14 protein-coding genes are annotated in these 14144 nt (G+C 66.4%); 4 read left to right on the top strand and 10 right to left on the bottom strand.

Annotated elements, in window-relative coordinates; translation table 11 throughout:
* The first annotated feature begins 196 nt into the window (after positions 1-196).
* Positions 197-556: an MbcA/ParS/Xre antitoxin family protein gene (locus G333_RS0100775; RefSeq protein WP_019627428.1), complete on the top strand. Its 360-nt coding sequence runs from the start codon at positions 197-199 to the stop codon at positions 554-556.
* 12 nt (positions 557-568) lie between these two features.
* Positions 569-1315 carry an RES family NAD+ phosphorylase gene (locus G333_RS0100770; protein ID WP_019627427.1) on the top strand — a complete coding sequence of 249 codons (747 nt, stop codon included), beginning with the start codon at positions 569-571 and terminating at the stop codon, positions 1313-1315.
* A gap of 110 nt (positions 1316-1425) precedes the next feature.
* Here G333_RS0100770 and G333_RS0100765 read toward each other — a convergent pair whose 3' ends face one another.
* The 5 genes from G333_RS0100765 to G333_RS0100740 form a co-directional block, all read right to left on the bottom strand.
* Positions 1426-1725 carry a type II toxin-antitoxin system RelE/ParE family toxin gene (locus tag G333_RS0100765; protein ID WP_019627426.1) on the bottom strand — a complete coding sequence of 100 codons (300 nt, stop codon included), beginning with the start codon at positions 1723-1725 and terminating at the stop codon, positions 1426-1428.
* Between the two features lie 22 nt (positions 1726-1747).
* A complete protein-coding gene (locus G333_RS0100760) occupies positions 1748-2002 on the bottom strand; it encodes a YlcI/YnfO family protein (RefSeq protein ID WP_019563665.1) in 255 nt (84 codons plus the stop codon).
* A gap of 63 nt (positions 2003-2065) precedes the next feature.
* Entirely contained in the window at positions 2066-2566 is a 501-nt protein-coding gene (locus tag G333_RS0100755) for a hypothetical protein (RefSeq protein ID WP_019627425.1), read from the bottom strand.
* A 27-nt stretch (positions 2567-2593) separates the two neighbouring features.
* Positions 2594-3769 carry a hypothetical protein gene (locus G333_RS14165; protein ID WP_019627424.1) on the bottom strand — a complete coding sequence of 392 codons (1176 nt, stop codon included), beginning with the start codon at positions 3767-3769 and terminating at the stop codon, positions 2594-2596.
* 45 nt (positions 3770-3814) lie between these two features.
* Positions 3815-4270: a hypothetical protein gene (locus G333_RS0100740; RefSeq protein ID WP_019627423.1), complete on the bottom strand. Its 456-nt coding sequence runs from the start codon at positions 4268-4270 to the stop codon at positions 3815-3817.
* A gap of 325 nt (positions 4271-4595) precedes the next feature.
* Between G333_RS0100740 and G333_RS0100735 the strand changes: the two genes are divergently transcribed.
* Positions 4596-5507 carry a D-hexose-6-phosphate mutarotase gene (locus G333_RS0100735; protein ID WP_019627422.1) on the top strand — a complete coding sequence of 304 codons (912 nt, stop codon included), beginning with the start codon at positions 4596-4598 and terminating at the stop codon, positions 5505-5507.
* A gap of 427 nt (positions 5508-5934) precedes the next feature.
* On the opposite strand, the gene G333_RS0100725 is transcribed toward G333_RS0100735, so the two are convergent.
* The 4 genes from G333_RS0100725 to G333_RS0100710 all read right to left on the bottom strand — a co-directional run bounded on the left by G333_RS0100725 (position 5935) and on the right by G333_RS0100710 (position 11410).
* A complete protein-coding gene (locus tag G333_RS0100725; protein ID WP_019627421.1) occupies positions 5935-6774 on the bottom strand; it encodes a hypothetical protein in 840 nt (279 codons plus the stop codon).
* Positions 6774-8885: a molybdopterin-dependent oxidoreductase gene (locus tag G333_RS0100720; protein WP_019627420.1), complete on the bottom strand. Its 2112-nt coding sequence runs from the start codon at positions 8883-8885 to the stop codon at positions 6774-6776. The genes G333_RS0100725 and G333_RS0100720 overlap by 1 nt, the downstream gene beginning before the upstream one ends.
* A 389-nt stretch (positions 8886-9274) precedes the next feature.
* Complete coding sequence (locus G333_RS0100715; RefSeq protein WP_019627419.1) at positions 9275-10993, bottom strand: TrkA family potassium uptake protein; 1719 nt, start codon at positions 10991-10993, stop codon at positions 9275-9277.
* A 33-nt stretch (positions 10994-11026) separates the two neighbouring features.
* On the bottom strand, positions 11027-11410 hold the full coding sequence (locus G333_RS0100710) for a DUF6394 family protein (RefSeq protein ID WP_018146378.1): 384 nt from the start codon (positions 11408-11410) through the stop codon (positions 11027-11029).
* A gap of 370 nt (positions 11411-11780) precedes the next feature.
* Here G333_RS0100710 and G333_RS0100705 point away from each other — a divergent pair, with 370 nt between their 5' ends.
* Positions 11781-13436, top strand: a complete 1656-nt coding sequence (locus G333_RS0100705) for a tetratricopeptide repeat protein (protein ID WP_231373001.1) — start codon at positions 11781-11783, stop codon at positions 13434-13436.
* Between the two features lie 126 nt (positions 13437-13562).
* On the opposite strand, the gene G333_RS0100700 is transcribed toward G333_RS0100705, so the two are convergent.
* On the bottom strand, positions 13563-14030 hold the full coding sequence (locus tag G333_RS0100700) for a HEAT repeat domain-containing protein (RefSeq protein ID WP_019627418.1): 468 nt from the start codon (positions 14028-14030) through the stop codon (positions 13563-13565).
* Positions 14031-14144: the final 114 nt, after the last annotated feature.

Raw genomic sequence — 14144 nt, 5'->3', positions numbered from 1 at the left:
ACCTGCATGAGTCTGGGGCAGGGCGTAATGAATCCGTCGCGCCGATCGTAGCACTCGAACACGCGGTTGCGTCTCGCGCGGCCGGACCGATGGGCGCGTGCGGTGCCGGATGGCCAAAGGTCGCGCAGGGTTTGAGTGTGCAGTATGCACATGGAGTGCTAGTATGTGCTTACTTCTGTTTGTCTGGAGGTGAGTCATGAGCACTGCAGAGCTTCTGGCCCCGGAACGTTCCGAGGTCCTGCGCGAGGCGCTGGTCAATGCCGGCAAGGCGCTGGGCCTGACCCAGGCGGAGCTGGGCGAGGTGGTCGGACGCGGGCGTACGGACATCAGCCGGGGCAACATCGATCCGGCCAGCAAGCCGGGTGAGCTGGCGCTGTTGCTGATTCGCTGCTATCGCGCGCTCTATGTCCTCACCGGCGGGGATGCCGGTGCGATGAAACACTGGATGCAGACGCACAACCACCACACCGGAGGCGTGCCCGCCGAGCAGATCCGCACGGTTCAGGGTTTGGTGGGGGTGCTGGAGTACCTCGACGCGATCCGCGGCAAGCTATGAGGGCAACCTGACATGCCGGACTGGGATGCCCTGGTCGAAGCGGCGCCGCGTGTCACGCTGAGGGGGGAGGTCCTGCGCCTGGTGGAGAGCCAGGAGCAGGTTGCCACCAACCAGATTGTCAGCTCGCTCGACCGCCAGGCCGTTCTGGAAGAGATGCTGGAGGCCACCAAGCCGCCCCGGCGTCCGGGTACGGAACGGCTGCACTACCTGCTGGCGACGCCGTTTCGCTACCCGCCGCTACGTCACGGCTCGCGCTTCGGCCGTCGCCACGAACCCAGCCTGTTCTACGGCGCCCTGCGCGAGCGCACGGTCCTCGCCGAGGCAGCCTACTACCGGTTTGTGTTCTGGCATGGCATGGCGACCCCGCCACCGCGAAAGCTCGATACCCAGCACACGTTGTTCGCCGCACGCTACCAGAGCCCCAATGGCTTGCAGCTCGATCAGCGCCCGTTCGCTGAACACGCGGACCTGTTGCGTCATCCCGCCGACTATCAGGCCACCCAGGCCCTGGGCGCCGCGCTGCGCGAGGCCGGCATCGACCTGTTCGAATACCCGTCCGCCCGCGATCACGAGGCCGGCCTGAACCTCGGGCTCTTCAATGCGCGCCCGTTTACCCGCAACAAACCCACGCGCCAGGATCCCTGGCTGTGCCAGCTCACCGCCGACCACGTCCGTTTCCTCAAGCCCCGCGACGGCGCCCTGCACGACTTTCCCCTGACCCAATTCCACTACCAGGGCCGGCTGCCGCTACCCGCCTGACAGCCGTACCCACACCGGCCATTGCGAGGCCTCGCAGAGGCCGTGGCAATCGGTCGGACCCGCCCACAGGGCCTCGATGCTCTCGATGGCGTATGCCTGGCAGGAAAATGTCAGAAGTAGTCGTCTTCGCGCTGACGGCGAAACGCGAGGAGGGTGACCCTTTCGGCATCGTCAATTTCGAACAGGGCCACGTAGCCCAAACGGCCAAAAGGGATCAGGAGCTCTCGGATGCGGGGATGGGCGGGGTCCAGCGTACGGCAGCTCAGCGGGAAAGTTTCCAGTAGCGATACGGCCTGCCCAATGGCCGTGCGGGCGCGGTTTGCGGCTGTCGGATCCTGTTCTGCCAGGAATGCGACAAGCCGCATCAGGTCGTCGCGCGCCTGCGCCGTAAAGCGGGCCGAGTAACTCATCCTTGAGCCTCCGGTTGACGGGCTATTTCGTGCTCAACATCTGGTCGAGCTCGTCCAGGACCGATTGCGCCGGATAGTACACACCCGTCTCCTGGGCGTTACGCGCCGATTCCAGCCCGCGCTCCAGAAATTGGGCGTGCGCCTGGCGGCGGTGAATCTCGTGACGCACGGCATCCTCGATAAACGCCGATAGCGTTTCTTCCTCGCCCAGGGCCTGCTCGACCTGGTGGCGAAACGCATCACTGACCCGCAGGGCGGGTAACGTCGCATTCTTCATGGCCCGTCTCCGGCTCAACCTCCCGGTACTGTGTCGCATATGCGATACAGTACCCAGCCGCACTTATTCCGAACCCTTTGACGGTTCAGATAGGCTCTTCCCGGCCGGGGCGTTTGAGGTGTTCAGCCACCAGATGGTGAATAGCAGCATGGCGGTGATGATCGGGTACTTTGCGAGCGTTATGCCGGTGGACGGCATGGCAAGAGACGCCAGAATGCCCGCGACCAGCCCCATTTTGATAGCCAGTGGCACCTTGCCGAAAGGCCGGTTCATCATGAACGCGCCCGCATAGAGGGCGATCCAGCCCCACAACCCTGCGAGCGCGGCGAACAGGCTTCTCGCTTCAAAGAGGAGCCGGGCCCTCGTGAACTCCTCTTCGCTCAGGCCCTGTTCCCGCGCAATGCGCTGGGAGGTTTCGTCGAAGACCTGGTTGAGCCCTTGATCCGGTGAGAAATAGCCGCTGGCCAGCCAAAACACCCAGGCCAGGAACCAGACAAAAATCACGCTGGAGACGGCCAGCGCCACGAGCGTGGCGACCTTGAGCACCAATTTTACGATCCCCATGCTGAATTCCCCTGTGCCCCTGAATGATTACTCCGCGCTTCCGGACGCGTTCCGGGTGTCCGGAAGCGCGGTGTGCATCTGGATCCAGGGAACGCCGAGCCGGCCCGGGTATTCCTTCAGCAGCAGCGAGTCTCCCTCGCGCACCGACCGGTAGAGCGCGCTTCCGACCCGTACCCCAGAGCCCGGCTGGGGTCCACCCCAGCCGTCCACGCGCAGGTAACGGCGAGTGCCACCCCGGCTGCTCCTCCGGGTGGTCTTCTCCTGCACCTCAACCACATATTGGCTGGGTGCCGCCTGATCGAACGCCATATTCGCTTCGCGCAGCAGGCCGTAGCTGGTCATCAGGGCACCCAGGTAACCCGCCAGGGCCAGCTCGAGCAGGACCAGATGCGTTCGTGAAGTCCGTCCGAGCAGCACGATGGTCAGCGCCATCAGCGAGCCGATTACGATCGCGGCCACAGGGAGCGCAAGTGACAGGAGACCCACCATGCTGGCGGGTGCCGGCAGGGGCGAGAACATAATGGGTGCCAGCAGCACCAGTCCGCCGACCAGAAGCGCCGAACTGGCGCCCGCGAAGAGCGCCGCCTTCCATGCAAATGGTTCCCTGCGTCCACGTACCGCGACGGGAATTTCCGCTTCCAAGGCCTCCGAAATGTCGCGCAAAAGCGGGACGAATGCTCGGGCGAGGGCCATTCGCGATGGGGCCTTGCGCCGCCTCGACGACACAACCTCGACCCAGATCCGCTGACGCCGAACACGGAAATGACGGAACCGTACGTTCTGCCTTTCACATTCATCGAGGAGGCGAAGCATCCGCGCCTGCGTCGTGGCGCAACCTTTGAGCGCGCGGCAGATACTTCGCTGGTCCGTGACCAGGTAAAAGGCTCGGTCGAACGACCGGCTCCCTGTGCGGCAGGCCACGGAGAGGCCGATCGCCGTAAAGGGGTAGTCCCACCAGCGCCGGGCTTTGACGCGAAGTTCGATATCCGGCGCCTGATCAAAACCGATACGTTGCCAGGGTGCGCGTCGATTTCCGGTTTGCTGCTCGCTGTAAAGTGCGCCCTCGGGCGGAGCGCCCATCCGTTTACCCGTGTACGGGTTGATAAATGTCAGGGCTCGAAGTTGCCAGCGATCCTCCATCCTGTGGCGGTATCCAATGACCGCCATTCCGATCATCGTGACCAATCCAGCCAGCATCCACATGCGCACGTCCCCTGTGGCAGCGTGTGACAGCGACCCCGTCGGGTCCTACTCGGTGTCACTCTGGGGTGAGCGGCCCGGCCGCCACTCGGCCTGCATCGCAAACAGTTCGATCAGAGCCTGGGCATTCGGATCGTCACAGCCGTGTTCGTCGATGCGCTGCCTTACCTGGGTCTGGATGTCTTCCTGGCCACGCAGCAGGGTGGCCGCGATCTGTTCTCCCGTCGCTTCGGGGTGCTGGTCCTCCAGCGCCATGACGGATTGCAGGTAGATCATTTGCTGGTTGGCCAGAAACGCGACCATCTGGTCGTCATCGATATCGTCACAGCGGGCCGCGGCCGTACTGGATGCGACGAACTGACTCAGGATGTTCAGGATCTCGGGCCGCTCGTCGGCGCTTGCCGGGCTGGCGAGGCCGAATATCAGCAGGAACAGCCCGGCCGTGGCGGCGAGAAGCCGGCGAGGTGGCGGGCGGGTAACGCGGCATGGGGCGGCAGGGCGCACATGCCCCGCGCGGACAGAACTAGAGAATCCTTTCTTCATCGTTTCCCTCCCTGGAAACATCGCGAGCCCATTGATCGGTCGCGCCCACAATCTAGCTGCTGTTTCCCGACCTGTCATCCCTCGTCCTTCTACGGGGCACCACGTCATTGCGAGGCCTCGCAGAGGCCGTGGCAATCGGTCGGAGCGTGCTGGGCCGCCGGTCGGTCGCAATGCCGGGGCAGAAGGCCCGACCTGATCCGGCGCCCTTGATCCCGGCGCCCGTGCAGGCACTCGACGCACCACGGGGTCTGCTACGCTTCGGCCCTTGTCGGACAGGAGAGATCAGATGACGGTTGCAGCGCTCACGGAACAGTTTCCGCATCCCGAAGTGCGGTTTCGCCAGCAGGATGCACTGGTGATGGTCGATATCGAGAACGCGCACGGCAGCGCGTCGCTCACGACCTTTGGCGCGACACTGCTGAGCTATCGCCCGAAGGGTGGTGCCGATGTGCTGTGGGTGAGCGATACCGCGTTGTACGACGGCAAGAAACCGGTGCGCGGCGGGGTCCCCGTCTGCTGGCCATGGTTCGGCCCGTACGATCCGGCCGCGCTGGGCCCCGACCCGAGCGACGAACACAAGAAGGGGCACGGGATCGCGCGCTATGCGTTCTGGGATGTCGAGTCCGTGGAATCGGTCGGCGATGCCACGCACGTCGTGTTCGTGCTGACCCCGGACGACGACATCCGCAAGGCCTGGCCGCTGGAGTTCTCGCTGCGCCTGCACGTCACCCTGGGCGAGGCCCTGGAGATGACGCTGGAGGGCGAGAACCGCAGCAATCGCGAGTGGCGTGTGTCGGAGGCCTTCCACACCTACTTCGGCGTGGGCGAGGCCGAAGGCCTGGTGGTGCGCGGGCTGGACGGGACCACGCGGATCGACAAGCTGGCGGACGGCGAACGCGGGACGCAGTCCGGCGACGTCGCCATGACGACCCCGATGGAGCAGGTGTTCGTCGGCCACCCGGGCACGCTCGTGATCGAGGATCGGGGCAACGCGCGCGAGATCGTCATCGAACGCGAGAACAGCGCCAGCAGCGTGCTGTGGAACCCCGGCCCGGAAGGCGTCCAGTCGTTCGCCGACATGCCCGACGACCAGTACCGCAAGACGGTCTGCGTCGAAGTCGCCAACGCCCTGGACGATGCCTACCCGCTTGCCGCGGGCGCAACCCACGCCATGACCATGCGGCTCTCCGTACGCTGAGCCAGCCGGCTGGCTGGATTGCCACGTCGCTGCGCTCCTCGCAATGACGGGGACGAGGCACTCGCGCTTCCTGCGCAACGGGGCATGTGGGCCAATCAGGTGCAGTGACCCTGCGCCGGTATCCCGCTGACCCCAACCGTTCGCGGGTCCCATTCCCCGTCATTGCGAGGCCTCATAGAGGCCGCGGCAATCGGCCGGACTGTCCCGGATGCCGATCGGCCGGGGTGGAGAGAGGACTCAGGCTTGGCCCCGGAACCCGTGACAAATCACGCTCCGTCATCCCGGCTCACCGCTTTGCGGTGTCCGGGATGACGCAGGCGGGGGCGCGGAATGGGGATGGTCCCAATCCTTTGCCCTGTCTCGACCTGTCACGCTTGATCCTGGTATCCGCGCTGACTACGCCAGCTCCGGAAGCGGTGCGCCTTGGCTACAGCGTGTGCCCGGTGAGTCGTCGGTAGATGGCGAAGCCGGCCTCGCGGTCACGGCAGCGCAGGATGGCGGCGCGGCCCGGGGTGGAGGGATCGGGCTGCAGGTTCACGCCGGCCGCCTCGGCGGCCCGGAAGTCGTCATCGTGCAGGTCGGCCTCGCCGAACACCGAGATCACGAAGCCACCGGGGATGGGCGGGGGCGGGGTGAACGCCTCGCCGTCGGCCAGCGCGACCCAGGCTGGAATGAACTCCGGGCCGTAGAAGTCGAAGAAGCCGTTGGAGCCGCGCAGGTGGGCCTCGATCGGCCGGCCGCCGATCAGTTCGATGTTGCAGAGGCCGCTGTAGCCGGCCAGGTTGCGGCGTACCCAGTCGGCGATCCAGGGCTCGATCTCGGGCGCGGCGGCGCCGATCTCCCAGTAGATCGGGCGGGCGGCGTCCTTCGCCTCCGAACCGCGGGTGTGGGCAAACCAGCGGGCCGCGCCGTTCTCCACCAGGCAGTCGGTGCTGGTGTGGGTACCTTGCAGGCGCTGGCACCAGAAGCTGCCGGGCTCTGCCGGCACGTCGCCGGCCGGCATGGTGCGTGCGTTCAGCCCCATGCCGGCCAGGTTGGTGATCGGCTTGACGAACACCTCGGCGTCCGCCGCGATGCCGAGGTCCGTGGGTGCCACGCCGCAGGGCGCGGCGGTCAGTCCGGCATCCAGGGCCAGATGCAGTTTGTCATAGACATGCCGGTGGTCCGGATTGAGCCGCCAGGCGGCGGCGTCGGACACGGCCACCTCGCGGCACGGCTCGGGCCGGAAGAGATGCTCGCGTTCGGGGAGGACACCGACAAACGGCACTACCCGGCCTCCGCTTGGCGCGTTGCGTGGCCCGCCGCCAGGCGCTCCACTTCGCACAGCAGCGACTTGAACGCGGGAAACCCGCTGATCGGGTCCAGCGCGCGGTCGTCGGTCAGTTCGTTCACGTTGGCGTGGTTCCAGCCGTGCTGACAGTGCGCCACGCCGGGCTTGATGCGGTCCGTGACCTTGGCCACGAACGCCACGCGCCCACGTGGCGAGCGCACCTCTACCGTGTCGCCGTTGACGATCCCGCGCGCGGCGGCATCCATCGGGTGCAGCTCCACCAGCGGCTCCGGCATCGCCCGGCGCATGCGCTCCAGGTGCTGGTGCTGCGAGTGGGTGGCGTGCTTGTGGCGGGCGCCGCTGGTCAGTACCAGCGGATAGTCGCGGGCGAGCTCCGGCGTGGAGATCGGGCTCTCCGCCGGCTCACGGTAGACCGGCAGGCCGTCGTGCCCGGCCGCGCGCAGTTCCGCGGCGTCGAACTCCACCTTGCCGCTGACCGTGCGAAACCCGTTGATCCGGTACTGGCGGTCGCCTTCCTCGAAGCCGTACTCGAGCATGTCGTCCAGCGCCTTGGCGAACACGGTGACGCCGTCCGGGTCGTTATAGACCTGTTCGCGGATGGTCTCCGGTATGCCCTCGGCGGCCTCGGCCCAGCTGGCCTCCAGGTCGCCGTTCCAGAACTGCTCTGCCATCCCCAGGCGCACGCCCAGCTCCAGGAATACCTCGCCATCCGGGCGCGCCTCGCCGCGCGGGGCAACGGCGGCGTGGCGGTAGCGCAGTTCGCCGCGGAAGTTGCAGCCGGGGTAGGCGATCAGCGCCGCGCGTTCCAGGCTGGTGGCGGCCGGCAGCACGATGTCCGCCATGCGCGTGGCCGGGTTGTGGAAGAAGTCGGAGGCGGCGAAGAAATCCAGCGCGCCTAGCGCCTGTTCCATGCGCTTCGAGTTCGGCCACATCGCGGTGTTGATGCCCATCGCCAGCAGGGCGCGGACTGGCTGTGGCTGCCCCTCGAGGATGGCATCCGGCAGCAGCATGCTTTGCGCCGCCGGCCAGTGGGCCGTCCATACCGGAAAGGTCTCGTCGCCGATGCGCGGCGGCAGGTTCTCGCGGCAGTGGTCAAACAGGTCGATCGGCTTCGGCGTGACCTTGTCGTTGAAGAAGCGGTTGCCGCCCTCGCGGTCGATGTTGCCGGCCACCGCGGCCAGCAGGATCACCGCGCGGTGGTTCTGGAAGCCGTTGCTGTGCTGAACGGTGGCGGTGGGCGAAAGCATGATCTGCGCCGGCGCGTTGGCGGCATAGAGCTCGGCGGCGCGGCGCAGATCGGCCGCGTCGATGCCGCAGATCTGTGCGACACGCTCCGGCGGGAATTCGTCCACGTAGTCGCGGAAGGCCTGCACGCCGCTGCCCCATTCGTCGAGGAAGGCCTGGTCCTGCCAGCCGTTTTCGAAGATCAGGTAATGCATGCCCAGCGCCAGCGCGCCATCGGTACCCGGGCGGATCTGCAGGTGCACCTCGGCCTGCTCCGCCAGCGGGGTCACCCGCGGGTCGACCACCACGGTCGCGCAGCCCGGGCGGGTCGCAGCCAGGGGGTGCTGGTGGAACGGAGGGATGGAACCGCGCGGGTTGGTGGACCACACCAGCAGGCAGCGGGTGGCATCCGAGGCGACGGTGGAGGAGGTCTTGATCTTGGTGCCAAAGGTCACCTCCTCCGCCACCTTGGTGGAGGAGAAGCAGCAGCCACTCTCGGTCAGGTAGTTGGGCGAGCCGAAGGCATGTGCCAGGCGCTGGAGCTGCGGCCGGGCCTCCTTGGTATAGCCGGCGAAGAAGGCCGCCGCCGGGGCCCCGTGTTCCTCGCGGGTGGCGCGCAGGCGCTCGGCGATGGTGTCCAGTGCCTCGTCCCAGGAGATGCGCTCGAACTGGCCGCTGCCGCGCGGGCCCGTTCGCCGCAGCGGGTACAGCAGGCGCTCCGGATGGTTGCGCCGGTCGAGCTGGACGTAGCAGCGCGGGCAGTCGGGGCCGTCAATGGCGACCGGCTCGCCGACGGCGTCCAGGGTGACGTCGATGGCACAGTTGGCATCGCACTCGTAACAGGTACTTTTCACGGTCGCCATCGGACGGTCTACCTTGTTCAGCGGTCGTTCCTGATTGCTGCGCGGGCATTATGCCGGGAGCCTTCGGCCCGCCACGAACAACGCCTGGAACCGCGGGGGCACCTCTTTTTCACTCGTGGCCTGGGCGCCGATTAGCTTGGTTGGGGGTAAGGCAACACCTGGCACGGTCACTCGCGACAAAACACATCCCGTCATCCGGGCCAGAGCGCAGCGCAGAGCCGGGATCTCCGGGTTGAAGAGCCCCGGCGAGGAGGTTCTGGCTCACCGCTTTCGCTTTGCGGTGTCCGGGATGACCGGGTGTGGGGGCGGAACGGTATCGGTCCCCAACCGTTTGCCTCTGTCTATGCGCGTTTACGGACTTGCGTGCTGGCGGGTCTGCCTTGCGTGCCTCAGGCCGGTTGTCTGCGGGCCGCGCGGAGGGCACGGCAGATCCAGCCTTCCGGGGTATCTTCGCCGGTCAGCAGGTAGCGCAGGGCGTGCGGGTCGCGCAGGGTGTGCGAGATGGTGAGGGCGCTCGCGAAGCGGCCGCAGAACAGCAGGTGGTCGCCGGGTTGCAGGGGCGTGTTGTCGTCGGGCGCGAGGATATCCTCGCCTCCGGCTTCGCGCCGTAGTAGCAGCACAATGCAGGCGTGTCGCTGGCGCTCGGGATGGTCGGCGCGCAGCAACTGGCCCAGGGTCACCGGCTCCTGCTCCAGATGGGCAAGGAGGGCCGGGGCTGTCCCTTCGTCCAGTTGCTCGGTCCAGATGGCCGGCACACGGTCGCCGACCACGGCCGTGATGGAGCTGACTCGCTCGTTCGCCCAGTCGGTTGTCTGGTTGCGACTCAGTTCCAGGAAGCGCGGCAGGAGCGGCGAGGTCAGATGGGCCAGGATCGCCTCGGCAATCACCCGGTCGTGGCGCATCACCAGCGGCAGGTCGGCCGCCGCGAACAGGAGCGAATCGCACTCGCGGTTCTGGCGTCCGACCATGAACAGGTCCGGGTTCAGCTCGCGCGCGGTCATCACGATGGACAGGTTGTAGTCGTCGCGGCCGGTTCCGGCCACGATCCCGGAGGCGCTCTCGATGCCGGCCTCGTGCAGGGTGTCCGCCTCGGTGCCGCGGCCCTTGATGCAGTCGGGCGGGCAGTCCGCGCCCTCGGGGTCCGTTTCCACCAGGGTTACCTCCACGCCCTCCTGGATCAGCCCGGCATGTACGGCCTTGCCGAAGCGCCCGAAGCCGCACAGGATCCAGCGACCGCAGGGCGGGTCGATCGGCATCGGCAGCGGGCTCCCGGGGATGCTCCCAAGCCACTCGTGCAACAGGTGATGCGCGGGGGAATGCAGCGCGAGGGCCAGGCGCTGGCCGAAGATGTCGAACGGGTTGATGACCTGGTCAGTCCCGAACGAGGCCATGTTCTTCTCTGTGTCGTGGCTCTCGGCACGGCAGATCACGGGGCGCTCCGGGTTAAGGAGTTTGGCGGCAATGGCGATCCGCAGGTTCACCGCATCGTCGCTGGTCAGCGCCACCACACCCTGGCAGTGCGGGTTGAGGAGCCCGGCATCGAGCAGGCGATTGGCGATGCTGGCATCCGCGCACAGACCGGGGATCTGCAGCGGGTAATCCTCCAGGACCAGCTCGTTGATGCGGTCCGGGTTCTGGTCGATCACCACGGCAAAGCCATTGCGCCCGAGCAGGGAACGCACCACCAGGGCCCCGGTGTCGCCATAACCGCACACGATATGGAACGGTCGCTGCAGCTTGCGGATCGTGCGGTCGAACGCATGCTGGCTGACGGCCAGGCGGAAGGCCGGGTCCTGGATCAGTGCGAGGATCTTGCCGATCGCATACAGCCAGGCCACCACCGACAGGTAAACGGCAAACACCGTCCACATCCTCTGCGCCTCGGTGAAGGCGTGGGGGATCTCGCCGAAGCCGATGGTGGTGGCCATGTAGGTCACGAAGTAGAACGCATGGAAGAAATCCATGCGCCAAGGCTCCCCCTGATCGTCCACGCCGGGTATCAGCACCAGGCCGAGAACGGAGATCGCGTAGGCCGCCGTCAGCGCAAGCAGGGGTGCCCGCATGCGCCGCAGGAACAGGAACAGCACCTTGTTGATCGTGGGCCCCACGGCTTGTGGTGTCTGTAGCGCTCGCGGCCGCCGTCAGCGGCGCAGCGCCACCGTATCCGCGATCAGTAGTAGCACGGAGATCAGGTTGGCCACCATGGCCCCGCCCGCCAGGGAGACGATGCTGGCCATGAACATCGCATCCATGCCCCCGGCATGCACGTGGCTCGCATAGGCCCATACGGCCGCGGCCGCGATCAACTGCAGCACCGCGACCAGCGAACTGGCCAGAAGCAACGCCCCGGTCTGCGTCCGGTCCCCCAGCTTCAGGGCCGTCGCGATGACGTTTACCACGATGGCTGCGAACAGCTCGTACACATTGTGGTGCGCCGGATCATCGATCTCGCCGAGAAAGAACCCGAAGTTCAGCGTGAACGCCAGGATGATGAAAAAGCCGAAGATCACCTTCTCCAGGTTCATGCGCATGCTCCTTGTCGTTCGAGGTAACGGCTCCTGCCCGGCGCCGCGACACGGGCCCCGTCTTCATCTGCCCGCAGCATGGAGCATGGCCCAACAAGCCCCGGATGGCGAGGGCAGGGCGCTCATCTCCCCACGTGCCGAAACGCCAGGGCAACGTCATTGCGAGGCCTCGCAGAGGCCGTGGCAATCGGCCGAAGTGCCACGAAGTTGGTCTCCTTACGGTCGCGCAGGGAGAGGCAACGGCCAAGATTCGATCCGGGAGCCACCCGTGGCATTCGCCTTCTTCCGGCCCGGCGTCTACCGGCAGCAGCTCTGGTCTCTTCTGCCTATGATCTGAAGTAATGATCCGGAACGATGTTGGAGGCGGATCATGGAACGCTATTACGACCTTGGGCCCTACCGTCGGGGTATTTCTTCACCGTCGCCGGAGGCTCGGCTCTGGTTCAATCGCGGGCTCTTGTGGGGCTATGGATTCAACCACGAGGAGGCCATCCGTTGCTTCGAAACGGCCATTGAGCATGACCCCGAGTGCGCGATGGCGTGGTGGGGCATCGCCTGGGCGCTTGGCCCGAACTACAACAAGCCGTGGGAGGCGTTCGCCGATTCGGAGCTGGCAGACTCCCTGTCACGCGGATCGACGGCACTGGCCCGGGCGCAGCAGGCTGCCACCAGCAGTCCGGTGGAGCAGGCGCTGATCAACGCGCTGCAGGTACGCTGCCAGACGGCAGAGCCGCCAGCTGTGGGCGCACTCGAGCGCTGGAGTGACGACTACGCCGATGCCATGCGCGCGGTGTACCGCGAACACGGCGAAGACCTCGATGTGGTGGCCCTGTTTGCCGAGGCCCTGCTGAACCGCACTCCCTGGCAGTTGTGGGACCTGAAGGCCAACGCCCCGGCGGAAGGTGCCAGCACGGTCGAGGCCACCGAGGTGCTGGAGACTGCGCTCTATCGCGAAGAGGCGCGCAGGCACCCCGGCATCCTCCACTACTACGTACACCTGATGGAGATGTCGCCGCACCCGGAGCGCGCCCTGCGGGTTTGCGACCGGCTGCGTGGGTTGGTGCCGGACGCGGGCCACCTCCAACACATGGCCTCGCACATCGACGTGCTGTGCGGTCAGTACGACAACGTGGTGCGGATCAACAATGAGGCAATCGCGGCCGACAGCAAGTATCTGGAGCGCGAAGGCGCCATCAATTTCTACACCCTTTACCGCTCTCACAACTACCACTTCAAGCTGTACGGCGCGATGTTCCAAGGCCGATATACTGACGCGTGCGAGGCAGCGGAGGGGTTGCGCGCCACCATTCCGGAGGCCCTTCTGCGGATCGAATCGCCACCAATGGCCGACTGGCTGGAGTCCTTCGTGCCGATGCACCTGCACGTAATGGTGCGGTTCGGGCGCTGGCAGGAACTGATCGACACCCCGCTGCCTGCCGACCCCGAGCTGTATGCGTTCAGCACCGCGCTGACCCACTACGCGAAGGGCGTGGCCAACGCCGCCACCGGTCGCATCGAGGAGGGCGAGGAACAGCGCGTGCGCTTCGAGGCCGCCGCGGCATGCATGCCCGACACTCGCTACCTGTTCAACAATCGCTGCCGCGATATTCTCGCGATCGCCCGTGCGATGCTGAACGGAGAGCTGGAGTACCGCAAGGCCAACTACGACGAGGCCTTCGCCTTCCTGCGCCAGGCCATCAAGCAGGACGATGGGCTTCCCTTTGACGAACCCTGGGGGTGGATGCAGCCGACTCGCCACGCCTGTGGCGCGTTGCTTCTGGAACAGGGCGAGGTCGCGGCGGCAGCGCAGCTATACCGTGAGGACCTCGGCTTTGACTCCGCGCTACCGCGGCCGTACCAGCATCTGGATAACGTCTGGGCGCTGCACGGCTACCACGAGTGCCTGATGCGCCTCGGACGCAACGAGGAGGCCACCATCATCAAGCAGCGCCTGGACCTCGCCACTGCCCGCGCCGATATTCCCATTCGGGCCTCCTGCGCTTGCCGAACGCGTGTTGTGCGTTGATGCGTGTGTCGGACACCGCGTCGCGCTGACCCTGGCGGGGGCGTTGCCATGTCGGTCCCGTATCGTCTATCCAGTAAGCGCTTCGTCACCCGTGCCGTGTTGCTCGTTCGAGCGCGGATGCGCTTGCTAATCCCAGAGGTGGCCCCAGCGTTCCCACCAGTCGCGGGCGAGGGCCCGGTTGGCCACGTTCTCGCGTTCGTCGAGGACGGTTCCCAGGCGGATGTACTCGCCCCCGGTTTGCGAGGTCACCGTCGGATCCTGCGAAGCCAGCATCAGGGCGTACAGCGCGAGTTTCAGTTCCCACGGATCATCGGAATCGAGGTAGGGCACGAGATGCGGGACCGCCGGCGCACCGATCCGGCCGAGCGCCTCGGCCGCGGTGTACCAGGTACGCGGATGCTCCTCGCCCCCGTAGGTCTCGGTGAACGCGCGATCCGACAGGCGTTCGAGGTAGTAGTGGATCTCGTCCCGGAGGCTGGCGAAGCCCTCCGCGGGTCCGTCTGCCGCGGCGGCGGGCTGCTCCTGCGGCGCGGCCCCCGTGGCGACGGGTGGCTCCGCCGATGGCGGCCCGCCGACACAGCCAGCAAGCAACATCCCGCCGGCCAGCCATGCGGTCAGCCACCAGGCAGAAGAGGGGCAAAACGGCAGGGGGTTGTCTTTCAAATGCCTTCCGATCCACGTATTGCCGAGGGTTTATCCGCACTCAAT

The organism is Thioalkalivibrio sp. AKL10, assembly GCF_000381845.1.
Taxonomy (GTDB): domain Bacteria; phylum Pseudomonadota; class Gammaproteobacteria; order Ectothiorhodospirales; family Ectothiorhodospiraceae; genus Thioalkalivibrio; species Thioalkalivibrio versutus.
Note: the sequence above shows the minus strand (reverse complement) of the source record. Positions and strands in the feature narration are given on the sequence as shown.